The following is a 22,003-nucleotide window of genomic DNA, read 5'->3' on the forward strand; positions in this document are numbered from 1 at the left end:
ATTGGCAAACTACACTATGTATTCTTTCTAAATCTCCGATTCCCTGCTCAATAGTCCACGCCTGTTTTCTCTTAAACAGGAAAAGAGCCGCGATTACGGCTCTTTCTTCTGCACCCTGAACGATTGAATATAATTATCGATATCGTCCTCCGGTGTATGCAACAGTCGTGCCAGATGAATCTGCATCTGTTCCAGATGGTCAATATGTGTCTGAATGTCAGCGATGCGTTCGCGTACAAGGGTTTTTAACGTATCCTTTTCCATGTCTTCCTGGCTGAGCAGTTGCAGGGTCTCTTGTATCTCCTTTAAGGAGTAACCCAGCAACTGGGCATCCTTAATGAACTTAATTTTGACCAGATAATCCTCGGTATACACCCGATATCCGTTGGAGGAACGACGGGGAGCAGGCAGAATTCCACTATCTTCGTAATAACGGAGGGTTGCCATACTTACACCGGTACGCTTAGCCAGCTCTCCTCTTGTCATGGTTTCCATGCCTACGCCTCCATTCTTCTGCAGATTTATTGTGTTTCTTCGTTGCGTATCTTAGTATATGTGGCATCATAGGTGGCCTCGGGAAATTGCACTGAAGATTCTTGCAGCACTGGCTGCTCTTCCCCTTTCAGATAACGGTCAAAGAATGCCAGCGCATAGGATCTTGTTATATCCACATTATGTTCTGGCGTCATGCCTCTGGCAAACATTTTTGGTGAAATTAACGAAATATCCGTAAAGCTTTGATGAAATAAATTCTCCACTGTCAGATAATAGGTATCATTAAGACTGTTTGACATCACCCGATCCAAATCAGGCTCAAACTCGGGATAAAATACTTTATCCTTGGCAGTGGCGTCCGGGTCCAGACTTTTGGCTGTCCCACCCGACATGATATACATAAACGGCTGTTTCAAGTCTGTTGTGGATACTTTACCCCAGAAACCGCCTTCCAGGCTAAGTCCTGCTTTGAAACGGTCATCTTGTGCCAAGGCTTCCGCTGTCGTAGCTCCACCATAAGAGTGACCCATGATGCCGACGTGATCGAGATCAAGCTTGCCTTGCAGCAGTTGATTCGGATCATGTGAATTCCACTGAGTAAGCGTATTGAGAACAAAGCTTGCATCATCTGCACGTATGCCTATGCCTTCTACATTATATTGATATAATTCCGCTGACGTTGCAAATTCAGGATCAGCCTGATAGGAAACTGCACGTCCATCGGGAAATGTCACTTGTGCTGACGTATAAGGGTGATCTATCCCCACGACAATGTAACCGTGGCTAACCAGCTCCTCAATCATCGTCATGCTCTGAAAACGGGCTGAGCGGATACCCGGCGAGAATAGCAAAACCGGATACTTGCTTTGGTCGGCGGACATCTCAGCTCCTTGCGCCACATGTGTTGGAATGGTATCCAGATAACTGAACACCTGAGACGGAATGCCAAACACCAGACTGATCGCTTCTCCCAGTTCACTAGGGTAATGCTCCAGCGGCAACCCTTGGGCGGCCTTCTGATCTACCGGGTACCACACATTAATCATAAGTTCACGCTTGTCTCCGGCCTCGGGTGTTTTGGTCTCTTCACGAGATTCATCCACCAGGTGTTGAGAGAACGTGCCAATGGCAAAGGTACCGGTTGGTTCAGGCATCGTAAAAGCAGGTAACAGCCAGGTCAGAATGATTGAACCTGCACTGAAGGCCGGAACCAGAATCGATATCAGCGTCATCTTTATTCTTGAAAGACGGTTGGGTCTCCGCACGCTCTGAACATAACGATCACCGCGGTATGATTTCATGAGTTGAATGATTAACGTAATGAATAATACAAGTGTAACGATATAGGTTGGTATCATCTGCACGCGAAATGAATTGATCAAGCCATGCAGAAGTACTGACAGAACCAGAGCTGTGAGTATGCCCACTGTTATTGCCCGGCGCTTCGGAAACACTAGCATGAGTACCGTAGCAGCTACGGTTACCAATACTAAAACCCATTCTAAAATTCTCATTATTCAGCCTCCAATATTTCTTGATAAAAAAAGAATAAACCTTGAAGTATACTTCAAGGTCAAGGCTGAATATATGACGAAAAATCGTAGACACACTGAAACACCCGGTAAATATGCCATACCGGCTTGGAAGAGCTTGCACGGTATATTCATCGGGTGAACTACAACGATTACTCCACGGTTACCTTTGTTCTAGGCATGGTATGCATCGCTCCTGAGGTTACATGCGCCTGAACGACATACACTCCGGATTCCTGAAATGCATGTTTTACTTCATATATACCATCGCCTATAGATACAGCTTTCGTCGCTCCCCGAGATTCAAGTTCTTCGGCACTCATCATTCCTTGATCGAATGAAGGGGCTTCAGGCTCATCCTGCTCATTCCATACCTGAAACTGTACATGATCCGCATCATTTACAGGCTGTTCTCCCTGTGTCAGCTTGATCTGCAAAGCGACTTCTTCCTTGGCAGATACCTTATCCGGAATCATAAGTTTCACTTTGATCATCTCTGGCATCTCGCCCGATTGTGACTGTTCCTCATAAGAGCATCCCACCGTCAGGAGGAGCAGAATAATGAAGGGCATGAACCACCGAGCTTGTCCGCTCATCACCATCTATCCTTTCTTATTAAGAAGATTTTGGTGTTTTGCCGATGCCCCACAGCATCACGATGATGATAATAAAGGCGATCAGTGCCAGTAATGGAATCGTGATGAAACCAAACCAGTTCAAATAGTCGGTATAACATGGAACCTTACCGCACGCGACGGCATTACCTGTAGCCGAAAAAATACGCTGGATCGTTACATGATACAACGAAATGCCGCCACCGACGAAACTAAGTGGGAGTACGTATTTGGTGATGCCCACGTCATCCTTGAAGTAGGCAATGCCCAGCAAGATGGTTAGTGGATACATGAATATACGCTGGTACCAGCATAGATCACATGGAAGATATCCCTTAATCTCACTGAAATAGAGACTCCCCCCTGTTGCAATAACGGAAACGGCCCAAGCAACAAATAACCGGGTATCCACATTTCTCGCTGGACGCTCCGATTTTGATGATGTACTCATTCCTCTGTCCCCCTCTTCATTTTGCTTATACCAAATTATCATACATCATTCTAGACTCCATCGGCTATTCAAGCTGTTATGTAGGTCATTACTCTCGATAATTATACCAAATATTTGAACTTTTGGGTGAATACAAAAAAGCTGCCGTATGGGGCAGCCCTTTTGTTTGATTCATATATAAAACGTTGGATTACATCGATTTAGTCAGCGTAATGGAACCATCTTTTTGTGCCCATTTCACGTCCCAGTTCAGAAGTTCAGCAATGAAGCGCAGAGGTACTTGCGTACGTCCATCTTTGTTTACAAATACAGTAGCACCCACATTTTTCTTCACGCCGTTTACTTCCATAACGTTGTTGTTCACCCAGAATTCAAGAGTATCATCGCCAGCCATTACCGTTACTTGTTGTGCTTTTTTGTCCCATTTAACCGTTGCACCAATACCTTCACTCAGGAAACGCAATGGAATGTAGGTTGTGTTTTTCCAAAGCACTGGTGTAGTATCCATGTTGGTTGTTTTGTCGTTAATTTTCAGCATTTTGCTGTTCAGTTGCATCCACACCGTTGTCATTTCTGGCGCTGGTGCAGGTGTTGCTGGCTCTTGGAATTTGTCGTTGAATTGAGTCACGATGGCATTACCAAGGGCTTGACCTACACCAAACATCACTTTGAAACCTTCACGATTTGTTGTGTAAGAAGCATCATAGTTACCTGCTGCATATTGATTCAATACGTTTTGCACTTGATTTTCATGTGTTGTCAGCGCTTGTTGTCCTGCTGCTTTTGGCAGATTGCCAGCTGTTGCTGAATCCAGGAATGTAGCGAATTCTGTTGTAAATCCATCAATACGTTTCTCTACTGCCGCTCGAGCCGCAGCATCGTTGTTTTTAACAGCTTTTACATAATCGCTTTGTGCATTAACATGGTTCGTTACCCAAATTTTCTCGAAAGCATTGGCACCATCGTTACCGTAAACGGAAGCAATCGCTGCTTTGAAGTCAGCTGTGTTTCCAGCTTCAGCTGTAATCAGTGCGTTGGAAGCTGCTGTACGTCCATCAAATTCCTCTTGCATTTGCAGAGCCGAAAGTGCAAAGTGCTCGGAAGCCAAGTGGTTGAGTGCAGATCTCAGATCAGCTGCTTTTGTATCCGCTTTGGTATTTTCGAATTTCTCAGGCATTTGTGTCGTAATTGCTGTGGAGAGTGCTTTACTTACGTCGAACATTTCTTTGAAACCTTCACGGTAAGCCTTGTATGCATCAGCGTAATCTCCAGCTACATACTCATCAAATACTTTTTGCACGAGATCTTCATGTACTTTCAACGCCTGTTTGGCTGCTGCTTTTGGCAATTTGCCTTCGGTTGCTGTGCTCAGGAATGTGGAGAACTCATCCACGAAACCGTTGATGTTTGCCTGTGCTTGTTTGATTCCAGCCTGGTTGCCCATTTTGGTTGCTTTCACCAGATCATCTGTATATTTGTTATGAGAGCGGAAGATGCGTTCGAATTCTTTGGCACCTGCGTCACCATATAGGGAGGCGATTGCCGGTTGCATATCCAGTGCATTCTGGTCGAGTGCTTTGTAGGCTGCGTCTGCGTCTTTTGCTCCGTCATATGCTTTGGCCATTGCGGTTACTGCGAGTGCAAAGTGCTCGGACAGCAGGTGATCCAGGTTCGCTCTCAGGTCAGCCGCCGGTGTGTTCACGGATGCTTTCATCATGGTCATTGGTGTTTGTGGTGCGGAAGCTGCTCCAGCGATCCCCGGCATCAACAGTGTTAAGCTAAGTACAGGTGCGATAAACTTCTTCATCTTCATTTTCATTACGTGTTCACTCCTCGATTATGTTTTGTGTATAATTTCTTTCCTCGTCGTCGTCTTCATAGGGTGTAACGCAGGGTTCTCTCTTCTGGATCACTCTGTGGGCAAAAAAAATTCACAGCCTTCAGTAAAGAAAGCTGCGAATGCCTGTTGTATCAAGGTTTTTTTGAATTAAAAAAATATAAAATTGTAGTGATCTTTCCGATCCAAGATCACATACATACTGTAATATAGATACTTCGTTTTCCTTTATTTCTCAACTAAAGCTTACATCAAAGGTTATCCTGAAGTACAATAAGGACATATCATATTATTCGCGAAGGAGGTCCATTCATGACCTGGTTGCCTTATGTTTTAATTGTGGGTATCGCCTTGTTTGGAGGTATTGCTACCATGATCATCGGAAATTCCAAAGCCAATCAGACCAGCAACCCCGAATATGACCGCCGCACAAAGCAAAACCTAAGCAAACTTTCCTATGTATACGTTGGTGCGATTGTCCTTGGTTTTGGCGGACTCATCCTCTATCTTTTTAACTAAAATGTTACGATTCGGCAAAGAATACGTTCAACACACCAAGCAGTTTCAGTGTTCGTTCTACATTCTCCGTATATATACACATGTTTACAAGTTGGAGATAATTCAGAATTATTCTGGATATGTTCGGGGTTTAATATAAAGCCATAAGGGACAGCGAGCCCATTAAATAAAACTAACCCCCAACTTGAAGGAGAGATATATGATGAAAAAAAACATGAAGAAATCCGTAGCAACGATGATGGTACTGGGCATGACACTAACAGGAGCAACGGGTGTATTCGCCGGAACACAACTGGAGAAAATCTCCGCATACCTTAACCATGGAATTAGCTTTAATGTCGATGGCGCGGCTTACTCACCAACGGATGGCAATGGCAACAAACTTGCGCCAATTACTTATAACAACTCTACTTATCTGCCCGTACGAGCGCTTGCTGATGCACTGCATGTGCCTGTATCCTATGACGGCAAAAAAGGACAGGTCATGATCGGCCAAGCTACCAGCAATCCATCAGCCTTAACGAATGTAACGTATAGTGCAGCACAAAAAGAGGCGATTCAAAAAGCTTTTGCACAATTCGATGGGTTCGAGACCGCTTATGCACCTCAGCAGATGATCGCAGGTGACACGTTCAAAAGTGTAGGTGCGGGTGGCGACGGCGTCAGTTTTGTCTTCAACCATATGAAAGTGGATGTGTCTCCAAGAGATTATTCGGACGGTTATACGAGCAAAGACGTGAAACTGTCCAATGGCGTGATCGCCAAATGGTACACACCAGATCAAACGGGCATGCTCACGTTCCAACTGGATGATCGCTACGTTACGCTTAGCTCCCCGGATCATAAGCTGAGCCAAGCTCAGTTGCAACAAGTCGCTGTCTCTGTTCAGAAGGCAACTGGCAACAACGATCAAGGGACCACTGCATTTGCTGACGTGAACTATAGCAAACAACAATTGGATAACATTCGCAAAGCATTTGCGAAGTTTGACGGGTTCACAACAGCCTATGCCCCACAACATATGGTTGCTGGAGATACGTTCAAAAGCGTAGGTGCAGGCGGTGATGGTGTAAACTTTGTTTTCAATCGTATGAATGTCACGGTATCCCCTAAAGACTACTCGTTCAGCTATGATGGCAAAACGGTAAAACTGCCTAATGGCGTATCATCCAAATGGTATACACCAGATCAAACGGATATGCTCACGTTCAAGCTGGATGATCGTTATGTAACACTCAGCTCGCCGAATAACCAATTGACTCACACTCAACTGGAGCAAATGGCGGTATCTGTACAAAAAGTGAAATAAACAAAATAAACACACATCATTTCGGTCCCACTCTATGAGTTGGGGCTGATTTGATGTGTGTAACGTATGCTCAAACTCTGCACAAAGACCTCTTCCTGTTCGTCCCTCCCTATCCTGCAATTAACTCTCTGCCTTGTTCATGACCTGGCGAAGCCAGTAATACCGATGCAAGTCCATGATAAAATGAAATACCACAAAAGCCAGCATAATGTATACACACATTAGCACAACAGCCACAGTTTGCTGTGTAACAAAGGCCAGTGAAATATTGGCCAGAAGATATGCTCCGCTCGTAATCATCGTTATTGTGGCAACAGGCACACCCGTGCTTTTATCCCCTTTTTTACGCTGAGGGGGCTGCTTCAGCTTACGCAAATGAAACTTCATGTACTGGAACAAGGCAAAACCATATACCACAAATGATCCAATGCCGTACCAAGGTGTCGACAGACCAAGTGTCCCGTAGGCAAACTTCTGAACAATCACCATAAATCCCACAGAACAAACGATGCCAAATACGCCTCGGAACAATACATAATTCAGTTGAAGTCTGCGCGGGGCCGCAATCAGGGCAATAGCCCATATATTCATAAAGCCCAGCGGTGGCACGAGAATATACGCATACAGCGATTGGAACGGGACACTGAACACGGGAATAAGCAGAAATACGTTAAGAAAAAACAGGACAAGTATGCCTGCACTCAGCCGAATACCATCTACCGCATAGACGACATAAGGTGAATCTTCATAAGGTTTTGAACGTTTATTATTCACCATTATAACTCTTCCTTGATAGATTCATTTTGTCATGACTACAATGCCATTTCCGTTAAACGAATAACCCTGCGATAGACCATCGCATCCATCACATCCTCCCAGTCGAGTTCACTGGCATTAACGTCTCGATAATACACGGCAGCAGCAGGCAAGGAACCAACCAACGGGCCTGTTCCACCACATATCAGGCTACCGCCGTCTCCGCCTTTGGGCATCACATCTCCACCCGAATCGAGTGTAAGCTCATACTTGTAGGGGTCTCCGGCAAATTGCACTCCGAAGAAATTTGGCATTTCCAGATCATAAGGACGATCATCCTTTTCTTCACCCCGTGAAGAGGCCATCTCTGCCGATCCACCCACAATCTCATCCACGCCTTCCAAACTTCCAAAGTGCTTTAATCTCATCGTATAGTCGAAGCTGTCACCCCAGGGAAATAACGTGCGACAACCGCCGCCATAGATATACTCCCATTCGTCTTCGGTTAGTAAACCAAAACCCGCTGCAGCTTCCTCCCTCACAACATCTTCCAACTCTATTCCTTCGTTGAACCACAGGATTCGGACTTCATTCTCACTTTGGCGAATCAGACGAAATTGTTGATGCAATTCATATTCACGGATCTCCGATTGCTTAAACTGCTCCAGTGCTGAGGGAAAATCAGGATCTTCTTGCGCGTGTGCTTCCTCCTCAGACACTTCAATCCAGCCAAGTGAGATCAGTTCGCATTCAACAAGCATCGGCGCAATGTTGACCGTTCTTACAGGTGACATTTGACTCGCCAGAAAAGAATCCACGTCCTCCACACCATACTCACTGACCGTTTCATGCAGGTCGGCTGAGGTCTCTTCGTTCATACCATGCCGCCAACGATCCCAGCCGAGCGTTACCCGATCCCCAGGCACAAACACAAATCTTAGCCCTTCCTCCGTAAATACACCTGTCTCCATCCGCTGACCAAATCGTTCAAATGTCTCGAGACCCCCATATACCATACCGTCTGGTAACTGACGAACAAGCTTACGCATCGAAGCCTCTTTGTCCTGAGCATTCAACGCCTGCCACATGTCTCGACTCCATGTTTCCATAACTCTCCCCACCCTTCCTTATACACTCTCACTTCTCTAAAATGCTTTACTGGGTGACACAGTACAATCTAACTTGTTCACATTTTTATTTCCCTGCGGCCTGCAACAGTTCCAGCAATAATTCCTTCCGTCTTCCCTCCGCTTTGCGAGCGAGCGTTGAGAGCTTCTCCACCTTGCCAAAGATCGGATAGATTACACGTTCCGCTTCATAATGCTCAAGTTTTTGAATCTGTCTAACCAACAGTTCGAGTATTTCCTCATTCTCCAGTTCGGGCTGAATCTTTAGCTTCAAACTATCGGTGGAACGACGCAAGCTGGCGACTAACGCAGGTATGGATTGAGCCTGTACACCCTGTTTTTCTACTAACGCCGCAATGAACTTATCCTGAATCAACTGATGCTCATCATCCACTTCGCCCATGTAATATTCAACCAGCGGGAAATACTGCTCATCCACAAGCCCCAGTCCAAAGGTTGCATAACTGCCCGGCATACAGCTTTTCTCTCCCTCGGTATCCTCGTAGAACTCAAACTCCTGGATAGCCTCACGCGCATACTCTTCCAGAAGTGGATGCAGCTCCGGGTACTCCAGTGCATTGGCAAAGAATCGGTGGGTATCCGACTTCGCGAGTCCTTTGATCGGCAAATACTGCTTTACGCTGGACTTGAGCTTGATCTTATAACCTTTCGGAAAGCCCTGTTTCAATAAATGAGTGATAAAAGTTAGTGCCTGTTGATAGGCAATTGGCTCTTCCTTACGAATGTGAATGGTCATCAGAGCAAATACATCATTTGCTTTGCATTCTACTTCTTCCGTTTTCACATGAATATCGTCCTTCGCATACGTTCCGCTACCTTCTGTCATCATCCGTGCCGCACGTTTGCTACCAAGCTGCTTCGCGAGTTCCAGAAAAGTCACACCTTTGGGTTTGCTATAACTCGGCTCAAAACGTAGAATCATGACCGCTGCGTATAACAGCAGTTCGATTGGTTGAGCCTCGGATGTTTGCTGCTTCCCGTGCTCGTCCGAATGTTGGCCAGTCTGTGTTTCAATGTTCGATTGAAGCGTTGCTCCGTGCTTAAGCGAATATTCATTGGTACGATAAGGCGAAGATTGTACATCATAATACTGTGGCAAAAACTGATTCTCCGTCCATGCCGTCACCGCACGAGTAATCTCACCACGATGTTCCGCAAGTGCCTCCGGACGACCCTGATTCAACTCTTGTATCCGGTCATACTGCTTGATCGTCCATGCTACATCCAACTCCGGGAACAGCTTGGGATCGAGCAGATGACTCGTCAAAAAGAAGGATTCCAATGGCTTCGTTGGGTATGTACCGTGTTCCAGCTTCTTGTCTACGTAGGTATGAATACGCTCAAGGAGCAGCTGTCTTTTCTCTTCGTTTATCCATTCCAATAAAGTCAATTGCAGCTTGCCTTCGGTTGTTGGAAATTTCCCGCGGAAAGTGAAGCGGTAGTCAATCAACGGAGTATCTGCCAGCTTGTCCAATCTGCCCTGAACAACCTCAACAAGCTTAGGCCCGATCTCGTTCCGTACCTGTTCCTCGGTAAAGGCTCCTGCCTGCTTTGATTTCACATCATCATCCAAACCCAGATCCAGGCTGTCTATCGTGGTCCGTCCAGGTCTGTAATCAAGTACAATATCATTAAAAATACCCATTTGCAGTGTAGTTCGCTTCACAACACTTTCCAAGTCATCCCGCTTTTCCTGTTCATCAAACCATTCATGAATCGTCGTTATCATCTCTTCTATAGCCTGATCATAAAGTGTACTCATCTGATCTCCTGCCTTCCCATGCATCTAAAGTTCACCAACTACACTTGAACCTCTATTCATCCCGGATTAGTCCGAGGTATCTATGTTATACATACGTATTGATGTTCGTATATTACCTATTATTTTACTCTCTCAAGTACACCCGGAACAATAAGGCTTACGCACGGTTGTTCGCTAGTCAAAGAGATCTACGGATTCCTTTCATAACTATGTACGCTCTTGACATGCCCTCGCTATCATCATCCCCACGTTGTATAATCATTGTATTCCTTTTCAGGAGGTCTGACGAAATGAGCTACAGCAAATACTTCCCCTTGGAAAACTATTTGAATCAAGTTTCAATCACCCTTACATATGCAGAGCTTGAGGAGATTCTCGGATTTACGTTACCCCCTACAGCGTATAATCGCGAACAATGGTGGGTGAATAATTCCAATAATCATACACAAGCACTATCCTGGTTAAATGCCGGATGGAAGGTGGAAAATGTGATTTTAGGAAAAAACGTTACTTTTGTCCGCTGCGAGTCTAATTGATTATGTACTTACTTGCACTGATGGTACTCGTCATTTCAGGTTCAGTGTGCTTAATAGATATTTTGTTCGGTATAAAAGATTCGGGTGAAGGAATCCGATTATTGGTTACGACTTCAAAGGCTCTATTTTTCTTATCCTTGTTGTTTTTTATCATTAAAATGCCCAATAAAAAAGCAGGGGAGAACTGATGAATTCATCAGTTCTCCCCTGCTTTGTAAATTAATTAACTGTCTTATACCACTCGTTCACTTCGGCGGTAATATCATCCCCGCCCATGGATTTCCACTTTGTCACAAACGCATCAAATTCCTCAATGCCCACCTGACCATAGATGATCTTGCTGAACGTATCCTTCTCCAGCTTGTCGATCGCGTCCTTCTTCATTTTCATCGTCTCGGTTGGTGCCCCGGTGAACTTGTTTTTGATCGCATTATCTTTATTTGCAACGACGACTTCAGCGGCTACAAACACTTCGGGTTTGTTGGCAATCTTGGTATTTTTCTCAAAAGGGGTCTCCGGCTCTTTGCCCTTCGCAAGTTCCGCCAGCGTATCCATCATGAGGTTCGGAATCCGTGCACCGTCATACGTAATCGTATATTTGAGTGGGGATACGCCGTCCTTCACTTCAGCTTCACCAACCACTTTGCCGTCCACGATGTCATAGTCGTATCCTTGCGCGAAGCCATGTTCGAACTCGCTGCCCACTTCCGGATTAGCAAAGTTGTCGAACAGATAATTTTGATACGTGAAGAAAATCTCCGGGTTCGCCATATCCTTATTAATCAGCACCACCCCGTTACTTGCACCAGAACCATGTTGATGGCTCTCGCCTGTTGGCCCTGTAGGTAAGGCAATGGCCTTGTACGTGGCACCGTCCACATTTTTCTTCACATCATCAATCGGCCAGTTTGGCATCCAGTGTGGTCCCACAATAATGCCTGCTTTACCTGCGGTGAACAATTCTGCTGCCTTGATCTCGTCATAGACACCCGCTTCTTTGGGCAGATAACCTTTGGACAACCAATCTTTCATCGTTGCAAGACCTTCCTTCACACCTGGCTGAATGGAGCCATATTGCAGTGTGCCGTCTCCAGCATCATTCCATTGACCAGGCATCGTGTTGTACATGCCGAAGATCCAGCCGGATTCCGTCATCCAGGTATTGAGCGCATTTTTCATGCCCACGGTCAGACCATACGTATCTTTCTTGCCGTTCCCATCCGGATCCTGATTCGTAAAAGCATCCATGACCGTAACCAGCTCATCCATGGTTTTTGGTTCTTCCAATCCCAGCTTCTTCAGCCAGTCTTCCCGAATGAACATGACCGAATCGCCGTTGTACGCATAATCGAAGATCGGAATACCGTAACGCTCGCCCTCATACATGTATGGATACCATTCCTCGGGTGCCGATTCGGATGCCTGTTTCCATGTGTCCGAAGCATACTTGTCAAACAACTCGCCTGCATTGGCAAACTTGCCGGACTCAATTAATTCCCGTACCAGATTGTAGTCCCCCCGAATGGAGACAATATCCGGCAGTTCTTCGTTAGCGGACAGGGACAAGCGCAATTTCGTGTAAAATGCATCATTGGTCACCGATACGGCCCAAGGCGTGGTCAGATCGATGCCAAGTCGTTCCTTGGCCCATTTGGTATGCACATTGTTCTGTGCCGTTTCCCCGTTCTTGAATTTCGTATCATCATTCCAGGCCCGCAGATAACTCATCTGTACCGCCGGTTCATACTTCCCATCTTGCAGAGCAAGTGGTGCAGCGGCTTCCTTCGCCGGTTCTTCCTTGGCCCCCGAACTACATGCCGTTACAGCAACCATCGTGATTGCGAGCAATGCCGTCATCATTTTTCTATACATGAACTAACCCCTCCTCAGGTAACTTGGATACCCTTATGTGCCAAATGCACCTTACATGAAAAGGATAGTGCAGCCAGGGAGGCAAACATATATCACAATTTCAATGTTCATATTGATTTGTTAACCGTTCCGAAAATCCTGCGGGGTCAGTCCATAATGTTTGCGGAACACCTGAATGAAATAAGGCGTGTTATTGTACCCCACTTCCTGACCGACTTCATAGATCTTCATCGCCGTATGCTTCAGCAAATGAACCGCACGTTCCATTCTGGAACGGATAATATAATCACTAATGCCTTCACCTGTGGATTGTTTGTACATTTTCGACAGATATACCGGGTGCAAATGCACCTCTCCGGCAATGACTTGCAATGATAGATCCTCACCTAGATGATGGTCAATCCATTGCTGCACCTGCCGAATCAGCGTTGATCCGGCATCCTGTCCCGCATCGCTGATGTTCTCTGCCCACTGCTGCATCACAGACCGAGTCCACGTTTCCAGACTACGCAGCGAGATGCCATAACCATCCTTGAGCAACTGCTGGTACTGCTCGCCAAGCACTTCGGCTAACTGTCTTCCTTCCCGATGAGCCATATATGAGAATGCTGCCGCCAAATAATGAAAGGCCACATACACATGCTCCGGGAACACACTGTTCGACAGTTCGGCAAAGATCTGATCAATCTTACGGTGTGCATCCTCCATGCGCCCGGCTTCCAGTAACGTCGTCAGACCTGGCGGTTCATACAGCGCTGCAAGTGATTTCAAGGTAGCCCCATTGGTTCCTGCCGCCGCATTCAGATGTAATCCTTTGCCAGCCTCGGCTTGCTTGCGAAGCGCACTCACAGCTTGATGATATAGTTGCGGCACCTGATCTGGGAAACGCCCCATACGACTAACAGACAGGGAAATGGTCGCGTTCAGATATTGCCTCACACTGTGGATTAACCGTTCTCCAAGCCGTCCCATTAGCATTTCCGGTTCAGCTTGGGTTTGTTTGGGACTGGCCATGAAGACCAGATCATCATAGGCGTCATCCGTATGACAGAGATGATAAGTACTGCCGTAGATCTCTTCCACCACATTGGAGATGGCATACTTCATCAGTCGAAACGCTTTATGTGTGGGTTGATGGTCATCATACCGGATGAGCAACAGTTGCATTTTATCCTGTGGACGGAACCCGATCTCCAGTTGCTCCAGCTTGCCTTGGAGTTCTGCATCCGCAAATTTATGCCCTAATAATACATCCTTCATCAGCTCCGCCCGCTTCTCGGGCAGATGTTCCCTCACCGAATACATGGCCCGCTGATGCAGCATTTGTTTCTCACCCTCTAGACGAATCTGCACGGCGGCCTGCTGCACGGATTCGATCAGTTCCTCATCTCGGACCGGCTTGAGCAGATAACTAACCGTCCCGTGTTTGAGCGCCTGCTTCGCATAATCGAAGGAGGCATGACCCGATAAAATAATACATTTCGTCTGTTCCCACTTTTGCCTGATGTGACTGACCAGATCCAGACCGGACAGACCCGGCATGCGGATATCCGTGATAATAATATGGACCTGATGTGATGCCATATGTTCCAAGGCTTCTTTGACCGAATAGGCTTTGAATACCTGACCAATCCCGTGTTCTCTCCACGGTATTGAGACCGCGATCGACTCTACTGCCGAATGTTCATCATCCACGACCATCAGATTCATCATGCGGTTGTTCCTCCTCAAACCATCGAATTTCTACACTAAGTCCACCATAGGGAATCGCTCCAAAATGAAGCCCCGACGACAGCCCATATCGCGTAACGAGACGCTGGTGCACATTCCACGTGCCTGTTCCAATCTCTTCACCCATTGGTTCATTGATCTCCCGTTCCAATTCGGCAATCTCTTCCGCTGTCAGCGTGACACCATCGTTATCAACAAACAGGCTATATCTTGTATATTTCCGACCCTCTATATGTTCGGGTACCGCCATCCCCGTTACGACGACATGCCCACTGCCCTCCATCGGCTCAATGCCGTGGATCACCGCATTCTCTACGATCGGTTGAATAAGCAGTCGCGGTATATGAAGCAACATCAGTTGCTGCGGTACGGCAATCTCGTAGGTCAGCCGGTTGGTCCGCATCTGTTGAATGGACAGATAATGGTCCAGCAGCCGAATCTCTTCTTCCACTGTTGTCATGTCATTCTCGCCTCGCGTAATGTAGCGATAGTAGTCACCCAGGCTTAGCGACATGGCAATAACCGCTTCACGGTTGCCGAGCTGGGTCATATTTTTAATATAAAACAGGCAGTTGTACAGGAAATGTGGATTGATCTGTGATTGCAGATGTTTCAATGTCGCTTCCCGTGAACGGATCCGTTCCTCGTATACCTTCTCGATCAGTTCCTGAATCTGCTCTGCCATATGGTTGAAGCTCTGGGTGAGATACGCGAATTCATCACGGGAGTGATCGACCGGAATCCGTGTGGACAGCTGCCCTTTGCGAATCTGTTGCAGCCCTCTCATCAAACGATGGATGGGCACCTGAACTTTTCGATACAAAAGCAGTGCAGCCCCGATACTCAACACGAGCAGTAACAAAATGGAGGTAATAAACATATTTCGACTCTTGTCCATCGGGGTTAACAAATCATCCAATACCACCGGGTTCACGTATACCGCTTGCAGTTGTTTGGAGTGCACGTAACTGACCAGATATTGTTTACCGCCCACCTCCAATTGATGATTGCCTTCCCTCTCCGGCCCGTTAAAAGGCATATCACGCATAATCGCTTCGACCAGTTCGGGGTCCGCCGTACGGTTCAGCAACGGATCGTTACCTGGTACCAGCAAGAAGGGATCTCCGCCCTGCGTTTCTTTGAAATCATCCAACATGGCAACCACGTTCATCGGGTCAAAATTAATCTCCATCACCGTTCGTACACCTGTGTTTACCGGTTTTTCATTCCACTCGTAGTTGTCCGTGAAAAAGTAGGTGAAACTCCCCTGCTCCAGCTGCCATTGTCCAGGTTGCGGGAACGTCAACATCTTCTCATCGTAGACCGTCCGGCTGGACATCGTGGATAACACAAGTTCCGCTTGTGGCAGCACAATGGTAATATCGTTCTTCCAGCGGCTGGTGGACTGGTACAATGATAATTTGTCGAGAATATCCAGATAGATACTGTTCTTCTCATATTGGCTGGTTGAGTCCGTCATGTAACGGTAATGCAGGATACTCGGATCTCGCAGCAATGTCAGGCCATATAGTGAGAGCTGCTCGATATTTTTATCCACCTGGGAACTGAAATAATTGAACTGGTTCAGACTCGACTGCTGTTTCTCCTCCACCACCATGTCCACATTTGCCTGGTTCGCGTATGTATACAGCAGCAGAATGGGTACGAGCAGGCAAATTAAGAGAATGACCGTCTTCGCAAATACTGTGAATTTCATCGTTTCACCCTGTTCCTGAATTTGAAGTCGTTCTACACCGAAGTCCTATTTTATATTGAAAACCCTTACATTTCTATATGATTTTATGTTCTCCGGCTTTCCTGTGACTTGAAATCCTATGTTTCCATCAACAAGTTAATATTTCAACATCCGCATTGAAATGTTGTTCTATAGTCCACCCTTTTCCGTTGCTATAATTCAGTTGCTCCACTCTGTGCAGAGGTTTGCTCGCCTCATGTTGCCCGGGCTGGACGAGATAAAGGAGGGACCCTGATGGCTATGGAACAACCGTTAACAACCAATATGCCGGTGCGAAAAATGACACCCCATCCACGCAAACGTACCCGCTGGAATTTCAAACGTACATGGCCGCTGCATCTAATGCTGCTGCCTGCTGTACTGCTCACATTACTGTTCGCCTATGTGCCCATGGGCGGCATTATTATTGCTTTTCAAGACTTCAAACCGTGGCTGGGATTCACTGGCTCCAAATGGGTGGGCTGGGACAACTTCCGGTTCATGTTCGAATATCCCGACAGCGTTCAGGTCATCTGGAACACGGTACTGATCGCTTCAATGAAGATTGTGGCAGGACTTGTAGCCCCTGTGGTGTTTGCCATTTTGCTGAATGAGGTTCGGAACTCTACGTTCAAACGTTTCTCACAGACCTTGGTGTATCTGCCCCATTTCCTGTCCTGGGTTGTCCTTGGTGGTATTCTGCTCGATATGTTATCACCGGAAGGTGGGCTGGTAAACCAGGTGTTAGCCGCGGCTGGTGTTGAACCAATCTTCTTTTTGGGAGATGGCGACTGGTTCCGTGTAACGGTGGTTGTCAGTGATGTGTGGAAGGAATTTGGATTCGGTACGATTGTATTTCTGGCAGCACTTGCAGGTATTAACCCGGCATTGTATGAGGCTTCGGAGGTGGATGGGGCAACACGGCTTAGACAGACATTACATATTACCCTGCCTGCGCTCGTGCCGATGATTATCGTGGTAGGTACGTTATCGCTGGGCAATATCCTGAATGCAGGTTTTGACCAGATCTTTAACCTGTACAATCCGCTGGTATATGAGAAAGGCGATATTATCGATACCTTTGTCTACCGGATGGGAATTCTGAATGGCAAAATGAGCTTTGCGACCGCCGTTGGACTATTCAAATCATTTGTCGCGATGTTCCTGGTCATCTCTGCGTACCGGATGGCGTACAAAATCGCCAATTACCGTATTTTTTAAGAAGCATTTTGCATAAATCCAGACAGCGACTTTCAATAAGAAAGATAGAGATCGAAATGGTTCAGTTCGTCTATATCTTGTACACGCGAGCGATTCAAATCGAATTATGCAAAATGTAGAGGAGGAATCAAGGTGTATCACAAAACAACCGGGTACCGTATATTCAATGGTTTTAACCTCATATTCATCGCGGCCGTCTCGATCCTGTGCATCCTGCCGCTGGTCCATATTCTGGCGGTTTCCTTCAGTGGTAAAGCGGCAGCATCCGCCAATCTGGTAACACTGTGGCCGATTGATTTTACGGTGGACGCCTATACCAAAACATTTGGTAACAGTAACTTTCTCAGCGCGCTTTGGATTTCAGTTCAACGTACCATTCTTGGCACACTGCTCAGTATGACACTTGTCTTCCTGACAGCTTATCCGTTATCCAAGGAGAGTCTGCACTTTAAAGGACGTTCGTTATATGCGTGGTTTTTCATCTTCACGATGCTGTTTAGCGGGGGATTGATTCCATCCTACATTTTGATCCAGAAGCTTGGGCTGATGAATACGATGTGGGCTCTGATTTTGCCGGGAGCGGTGGCTGTCTGGAACCTGATTCTGATGATGAACTTTTTCCGTAACGTGCCAAAAGAGCTGGAAGAAGCCGCATTTATTGATGGGGCCAACCATATCACAACTCTGTTCAAAATCTATCTGCCTGTATCCATGCCCGCCATTGCCACGATTTCTTTATTCACGATGGTAGGTCAGTGGAATTCCTGGTTCGACGGGCTGATCTATATGAATGATGCTTCCAAATATCCACTCGCCACGTTAATGCAGACTATAATCGTACAGCAGGATTTCTCCAACATGAACGTGGATGCAACGCAGCTCCAGAATATGTCTCAACGTACGGTGAACGCAGCTCAGATCTTTATTGGCGCTTTGCCGATTCTGCTCGTATATCCGTTCTTGCAGCGTTTCTTCGTTAAGGGAATTGTGCTCGGGGCGGTAAAAGAGTAAGGCAAACACATGGAATTCCTTCTTGGAATTCTTTGTTCAGAAAGGTTATGATTTCAGCTGATTCGTAATCGTTCTCCCACGAGTTGCGTTGTTATATTCATTAATTAACTCATCCAATACCATGGATTGGCGAATAACCTCCGGATGCCATAGTTCCGGGTATTGAGCTGCAACCTGGTAGAGCCTTTGCCGTGCATGTTCGATACATTCCTGAATGGTTTCCGGATTATGTACCATACTCCCGCCCCCTGTTGTCCTTAAATATCATCATCCAAAAAAGACCATCTAATATAATATTCGGAACAAGAGGGGATTTGGATTACCCCAAAATTAAAATTTTGGTTATTTTTTCTTGTAAAAGTTATGATTAGCGTGGATCACATGGGCTGATATGTATATGTTCAATATAAATAAACCGGATGGGCTGTAGCCTGTCCGGTTTTATTCCTGCTGAGTTTTTCAATTTTCTCTGTCATGCTCCAATTATCTTAATCCAACATCCTTAAAACGATTGCCTATCGTCTCTGGAAAGACACGTTTAATGGCATCAATGGCACGTTGTTCCGTAGCCCCTGCCTTCCCTATAAGCTTAATTATCCTTTGTACACAATCTGGTTCCTTCGTATTCCATGAGATTGAATCATTAACTACATCAACAATCTCCGAATACAGTTCTGCGAGCAATGTATACTCACGCATGACATGAACCATCCGAGCTGATAGGTACTCCAGCTCTGCAACATAAGAGGCAATGTCCAGTCTTGATCTGGCATAATAGCGCAGTACAGTTGCCGCTTGTTCTGTGTCATATGTTCCAGACTGCAAAGTAGCTGCCATAACCGTATACGCAGCTGATCCACAGGCATAATCCTGGGACGGCAGCATGTAGTCATGGGTTTCCCATTTGTATACGGCCTGAATTAATGACTCCTTGCAAACTTCCCATAGATCCACAGATTCATGAGATTCCAGCACCTGATAGTACCAGTATGGCGTACTGTTCCTGCCAAATGAATCATAGGGCAGACGAATGACTTCATGTCCTTCACTTTCTCCAATAAACAGCACCTGCTCCTCATCATCATATCCGGCAGCAATGACAAATTGATCATGCCAGAGAATCGCACCTATTCCCCGGTCAATGGACGCCTTTATGTCAAGCACTGCCTGCTTCTGATAGAGCGGAAAAGTCGGTTCAAATGAAAATCCACCATGTTGTCCCGTTGTTACGCCAAGAAAATCAGCCGCCACAAAGTTCTCTGCCATCCAGTTGTATGCCGAGATTGATTCTGCGGTCAGACGCCGATCCACCACTAATCGGAATGCACTTGCCGTCATACCTGCAATCATGTGACGCGGGAAATCCATCCACTGTGTGTGCAATAAAATGAGGTACATCGCATCTGTATACGAACCCACACCGTTCCGTGATAGGTGTGCATCAGCAGAGGTTGGGGCTCGCGGGAAGCGAATCAAATCCTGCAATACTTTGGCTGCCATCATCCGTCACTCCTTCCTCCCTCATTCTATCGTGCGGAGTGTGCTCCCCACCGTGGTATAGTGGATCTTTTACGGTCAGGATACTTCCTGGATATCAATCGAAAATAATCAATAGCCTGCTCTTCCAGTGCTTTTGCCTTCACTAGTACCTGTGCTAGATCTTCTGTGGTGTCTGGTCGCAAGACACGGCTATTCTCCTGCTGAACCATATATCCTTTCATTTGGTCAATTAACGTCCCAAGCTGTTCATAGCATGCACAAGCGTGGTCCAGTTCGTTCCATATCCCTCGAACACCCTGCAAATACATTCGTATTTCGGATCGCGAATGGCAGAAGGATTCCAAAATATAACCTGCACCGGATTCATCGAAATCCCCACTCCGCAGGGCCTCCACCCACACATCATATGCCTTTTTACCTGAAGCAATATTCTGATTAGGTAACAGACGATAGGGAATATCCCAATCCTCAATCGCCAGTCTCAGGGATTCCAGCAGCATCTGTTGTTCAGGGATGCGGACCTGATCACCAAACACCTGACAATACCAAAATCCGGTAAAGTTTAAGCCGAAATTGTCATACAACAAAATCTGCGGTTCCTCGCTCCATCCGTCTTGCACATAAAAGATGCGGTCACTGTTATCATATCCATGAATAACACCGAACTCAGGAATCCAGTAAATTACACCAGTGCCTTCATCAATACTCCGTCTCACCCAGTTCACTGCATCCTGCTGGTAATAACCAAACGTGGAATGACGTGTACGTCCCCCATCCCAGATCGTGAATATCCCCAGGTTATCGACTCCGGGACGATGTGCTTCCCCCCACTGTCCATACGCTGTAACCGACATGGGAAGTAGTCTGCGATGCACCGACAGCTTGAAAGCCATGCCCGTATATCCGGCAAGTACAACCTTGGAACCTTGAAACTGGCCCGTATGGGTTAGTATCGCATGCAGACTATCGACGTACGATTTGGACTCCCGCTTCATGATGAGGTTATCTAAAATATTCTCAGCCAAGGACCGATCTTCTCCTCTCTATGCTGCTTTATTCCACGTTTTGCTTACGTTGTATCGAGAGCCTGTCCATTAATCCTTCCGCGCTTTGCTGAAGCTTGCGCCTAAGCCACCCAGGAGACAATAGTTCCTCCCATTCGCTAATAAACAAGTGCTGCAAGAAAGCGTCCGTGTCATAAAATTCAATCGAATAAATCTGATCTTGCCTAGACTGGATACGATACCCTTGCCATAGGTCCATTTGCTGTAGTTCTTTCAAGCGAATCTCAGCTACAAACGGTTTACGCACAGGCAGTGGTTCTTCCCATCCACCTAGGAGCGCATCTGACCTGTACTCAAATCTCTCATCCAAGATTGATACATGAACAATACCCTCCAAGCGAATGGCCACTTGCTGTACAGGGTCTGCTTCATAACCCACCACGTAATCGGCGTTAAACTGGGATATCATCTTTAATGGACACAAGGAAAACTGCCGTTCTCCATCGTGATCCCTGTAATGAATATGTACTCTGCGCAAGTCAGTTATGGCATGGGACAACAATTCAAAGAATTGCAGTTGTTTCGGTTGCGCCGAAAATACCGGAAGCTCACTACTTCCCATCGGTTGTTCCTCCAACGTAAAACGCTCCAGCAAATGTGCTACACGTTTCACCGCGTCCGATTGATCATAATCGTAATGTCGATAGCGATGTGCCAGATATTTCAGCACACGCTGCTCTTCTTCAGTCATATACAAATGGGGCAATCGAAAAGTCTGATCCTCATAACAATAGCCCCGATATTTTGCCATATACACCAAAGGGGCTCGCAGGGAACTTGCCATATATTCAATATCACGCTGAGCCTGACGACGGGAGATTTCAAATTCACGGGCAAGCCAGCTGCTATTCGGAAAACGTCCACCCCGAATCTGTTCGTCAAACCAGTGAATCCGATGCATGTTACTCAT

20 protein-coding genes are annotated in these 22,003 nt (G+C 46.4%); 5 read left to right on the forward strand and 15 right to left on the reverse strand.

All coding sequences use genetic code 11. The features are described 5' to 3' along the window. Positions 1-93: 93 nt before the first annotated feature. From ACE04G_RS19130 to ACE04G_RS19150, 5 genes are all read right to left on the reverse strand, one after another. Positions 94-495 carry a MerR family transcriptional regulator gene (locus ACE04G_RS19130; protein WP_221820703.1) on the reverse strand — a complete coding sequence of 134 codons (402 nt, stop codon included), beginning with the start codon at positions 493-495 and terminating at the stop codon, positions 94-96. Positions 496-521: 26 nt separating this feature from the next. Then, complete coding sequence (locus ACE04G_RS19135; RefSeq protein WP_221820701.1) at positions 522-2,009, reverse strand: alpha/beta hydrolase family protein; 1,488 nt, start codon at positions 2,007-2,009, stop codon at positions 522-524. Positions 2,010-2,179: 170 nt separating this feature from the next. Further along, positions 2,180-2,623 (reverse strand): FixH family protein, encoded by a 444-nt coding sequence (locus ACE04G_RS19140; RefSeq protein ID WP_221820699.1) that lies wholly within the window; start codon positions 2,621-2,623, stop codon positions 2,180-2,182. 19 nt (positions 2,624-2,642) lie between these two features. Beyond that, entirely contained in the window at positions 2,643-3,092 is a 450-nt protein-coding gene (locus tag ACE04G_RS19145) for a disulfide oxidoreductase (protein WP_124118173.1), read from the reverse strand. Between the two features lie 190 nt (positions 3,093-3,282). Then, positions 3,283-4,905 (reverse strand): copper amine oxidase N-terminal domain-containing protein, encoded by a 1,623-nt coding sequence (locus ACE04G_RS19150; protein ID WP_221820844.1) that lies wholly within the window; start codon positions 4,903-4,905, stop codon positions 3,283-3,285. 336 nt (positions 4,906-5,241) lie between these two features. Between ACE04G_RS19150 and ACE04G_RS19155 the strand changes: the two genes are divergently transcribed. Both ACE04G_RS19155 and ACE04G_RS19160 read left to right on the forward strand, forming a co-directional pair. Continuing rightward, on the forward strand, positions 5,242-5,448 hold the full coding sequence (locus ACE04G_RS19155; RefSeq protein WP_017692174.1) for a hypothetical protein: 207 nt from the start codon (positions 5,242-5,244) through the stop codon (positions 5,446-5,448). Positions 5,449-5,647: 199 nt separating this feature from the next. Then, positions 5,648-6,757, forward strand: coding sequence for a stalk domain-containing protein (locus tag ACE04G_RS19160; protein ID WP_449003983.1), 1,110 nt, complete (start codon positions 5,648-5,650; stop codon positions 6,755-6,757). Between the two features lie 120 nt (positions 6,758-6,877). Here the strand turns inward: ACE04G_RS19160 and ACE04G_RS19165 are convergent, their stop codons facing one another. The 3 genes from ACE04G_RS19165 to ACE04G_RS19175 form a co-directional block, all read right to left on the reverse strand. After that, positions 6,878-7,534: a hypothetical protein gene (locus ACE04G_RS19165; protein ID WP_221820697.1), complete on the reverse strand. Its 657-nt coding sequence runs from the start codon at positions 7,532-7,534 to the stop codon at positions 6,878-6,880. Positions 7,535-7,569: 35 nt separating this feature from the next. Then, positions 7,570-8,622 (reverse strand): hypothetical protein, encoded by a 1,053-nt coding sequence (locus ACE04G_RS19170; RefSeq protein WP_221820694.1) that lies wholly within the window; start codon positions 8,620-8,622, stop codon positions 7,570-7,572. Between the two features lie 85 nt (positions 8,623-8,707). Further along, complete coding sequence (locus ACE04G_RS19175; protein ID WP_221820691.1) at positions 8,708-10,423, reverse strand: DUF6138 family protein; 1,716 nt, start codon at positions 10,421-10,423, stop codon at positions 8,708-8,710. 290 nt (positions 10,424-10,713) lie between these two features. Between ACE04G_RS19175 and ACE04G_RS19180 the strand changes: the two genes are divergently transcribed. Further along, positions 10,714-10,959, forward strand: a complete 246-nt coding sequence (locus ACE04G_RS19180; protein ID WP_221820689.1) for a DUF7662 domain-containing protein — start codon at positions 10,714-10,716, stop codon at positions 10,957-10,959. A gap of 219 nt (positions 10,960-11,178) precedes the next feature. Here the strand turns inward: ACE04G_RS19180 and ACE04G_RS19185 are convergent, their stop codons facing one another. The 3 genes from ACE04G_RS19185 to ACE04G_RS19195 all read right to left on the reverse strand — a co-directional run bounded on the left by ACE04G_RS19185 (position 11,179) and on the right by ACE04G_RS19195 (position 16,279). Next, entirely contained in the window at positions 11,179-12,831 is a 1,653-nt protein-coding gene (locus tag ACE04G_RS19185) for an extracellular solute-binding protein (protein ID WP_036668098.1), read from the reverse strand. Positions 12,832-12,951: 120 nt separating this feature from the next. Further along, a complete protein-coding gene (locus ACE04G_RS19190) occupies positions 12,952-14,544 on the reverse strand; it encodes a response regulator transcription factor (RefSeq protein ID WP_449003984.1) in 1,593 nt (530 codons plus the stop codon). Beyond that, the gene (locus ACE04G_RS19195; RefSeq protein ID WP_221820682.1) at positions 14,519-16,279 is read right to left on the reverse strand and encodes a sensor histidine kinase; all 1,761 of its coding nucleotides are present in this window, start codon (positions 16,277-16,279) and stop codon (positions 14,519-14,521) included. Before ACE04G_RS19195 ends, ACE04G_RS19190 begins: the two co-directional genes overlap by 26 nt. A gap of 303 nt (positions 16,280-16,582) precedes the next feature. Between ACE04G_RS19195 and ACE04G_RS19200 the strand changes: the two genes are divergently transcribed. Then, on the forward strand, positions 16,583-17,518 hold the full coding sequence (locus ACE04G_RS19200; RefSeq protein ID WP_260632716.1) for an ABC transporter permease: 936 nt from the start codon (positions 16,583-16,585) through the stop codon (positions 17,516-17,518). A 132-nt stretch (positions 17,519-17,650) separates the two neighbouring features. After that, a complete protein-coding gene (locus ACE04G_RS19205) occupies positions 17,651-18,529 on the forward strand; it encodes a carbohydrate ABC transporter permease (protein WP_211084928.1) in 879 nt (292 codons plus the stop codon). Positions 18,530-18,574: 45 nt separating this feature from the next. Here ACE04G_RS19205 and ACE04G_RS19210 read toward each other — a convergent pair whose 3' ends face one another. The 4 genes from ACE04G_RS19210 to ACE04G_RS19225 all read right to left on the reverse strand — a co-directional run bounded on the left by ACE04G_RS19210 (position 18,575) and on the right by ACE04G_RS19225 (position 22,003). Further along, complete coding sequence (locus tag ACE04G_RS19210) at positions 18,575-18,766, reverse strand: aspartyl-phosphate phosphatase Spo0E family protein (protein ID WP_221820680.1); 192 nt, start codon at positions 18,764-18,766, stop codon at positions 18,575-18,577. A 246-nt stretch (positions 18,767-19,012) separates the two neighbouring features. Further along, on the reverse strand, positions 19,013-20,032 hold the full coding sequence (locus ACE04G_RS19215) for a hypothetical protein (protein ID WP_221820678.1): 1,020 nt from the start codon (positions 20,030-20,032) through the stop codon (positions 19,013-19,015). A 23-nt stretch (positions 20,033-20,055) separates the two neighbouring features. Further along, entirely contained in the window at positions 20,056-21,054 is a 999-nt protein-coding gene (locus ACE04G_RS19220; protein WP_260632708.1) for a hypothetical protein, read from the reverse strand. 28 nt (positions 21,055-21,082) lie between these two features. Beyond that, a complete protein-coding gene (locus tag ACE04G_RS19225) occupies positions 21,083-22,003 on the reverse strand; it encodes a helix-turn-helix transcriptional regulator (RefSeq protein ID WP_221820676.1) in 921 nt (306 codons plus the stop codon).

It is taken from the genome of Paenibacillus sp. AGC31, assembly GCF_057334655.1.

What these genes read in the sequence shown, in the direction of transcription:
- ACE04G_RS19210 (WP_221820680.1), bottom strand. Translation starts at nt 18,766, where the DNA reads ATGGTACATAATCCGGAAACCATTCAGGAATGTATCGAACATGCACGG.
- ACE04G_RS19225 (WP_221820676.1), bottom strand. Translation starts at nt 22,003, where the DNA reads ATGAGTAACATGCATCGGATTCACTGGTTTGACGAACAGATTCGGGGT.
- ACE04G_RS19180 (WP_221820689.1), top strand. Translation starts at nt 10,714, where the DNA reads ATGAGCTACAGCAAATACTTCCCCTTGGAAAACTATTTGAATCAAGTT.
- ACE04G_RS19150 (WP_221820844.1), bottom strand. Translation starts at nt 4,905, where the DNA reads ATGAAGATGAAGAAGTTTATCGCACCTGTACTTAGCTTAACACTGTTG.
- ACE04G_RS19170 (WP_221820694.1), bottom strand. Translation starts at nt 8,622, where the DNA reads ATGGAAACATGGAGTCGAGACATGTGGCAGGCGTTGAATGCTCAGGAC.
- ACE04G_RS19215 (WP_221820678.1), bottom strand. Translation starts at nt 20,032, where the DNA reads ATGATGGCAGCCAAAGTATTGCAGGATTTGATTCGCTTCCCGCGAGCC.
- ACE04G_RS19195 (WP_221820682.1), bottom strand. Translation starts at nt 16,279, where the DNA reads ATGAAATTCACAGTATTTGCGAAGACGGTCATTCTCTTAATTTGCCTG.
- ACE04G_RS19130 (WP_221820703.1), bottom strand. Translation starts at nt 495, where the DNA reads ATGGAAACCATGACAAGAGGAGAGCTGGCTAAGCGTACCGGTGTAAGT.
- ACE04G_RS19165 (WP_221820697.1), bottom strand. Translation starts at nt 7,534, where the DNA reads ATGGTGAATAATAAACGTTCAAAACCTTATGAAGATTCACCTTATGTC.
- ACE04G_RS19135 (WP_221820701.1), bottom strand. Translation starts at nt 2,009, where the DNA reads ATGAGAATTTTAGAATGGGTTTTAGTATTGGTAACCGTAGCTGCTACG.
- ACE04G_RS19145 (WP_124118173.1), bottom strand. Translation starts at nt 3,092, where the DNA reads ATGAGTACATCATCAAAATCGGAGCGTCCAGCGAGAAATGTGGATACC.
- ACE04G_RS19160 (WP_449003983.1), top strand. Translation starts at nt 5,648, where the DNA reads ATGATGAAAAAAAACATGAAGAAATCCGTAGCAACGATGATGGTACTG.
- ACE04G_RS19155 (WP_017692174.1), top strand. Translation starts at nt 5,242, where the DNA reads ATGACCTGGTTGCCTTATGTTTTAATTGTGGGTATCGCCTTGTTTGGA.
- ACE04G_RS19140 (WP_221820699.1), bottom strand. Translation starts at nt 2,623, where the DNA reads ATGAGCGGACAAGCTCGGTGGTTCATGCCCTTCATTATTCTGCTCCTC.
- ACE04G_RS19200 (WP_260632716.1), top strand. Translation starts at nt 16,583, where the DNA reads ATGCCGGTGCGAAAAATGACACCCCATCCACGCAAACGTACCCGCTGG.
- ACE04G_RS19190 (WP_449003984.1), bottom strand. Translation starts at nt 14,544, where the DNA reads ATGATGAATCTGATGGTCGTGGATGATGAACATTCGGCAGTAGAGTCG.
- ACE04G_RS19185 (WP_036668098.1), bottom strand. Translation starts at nt 12,831, where the DNA reads ATGTATAGAAAAATGATGACGGCATTGCTCGCAATCACGATGGTTGCT.
- ACE04G_RS19175 (WP_221820691.1), bottom strand. Translation starts at nt 10,423, where the DNA reads ATGAGTACACTTTATGATCAGGCTATAGAAGAGATGATAACGACGATT.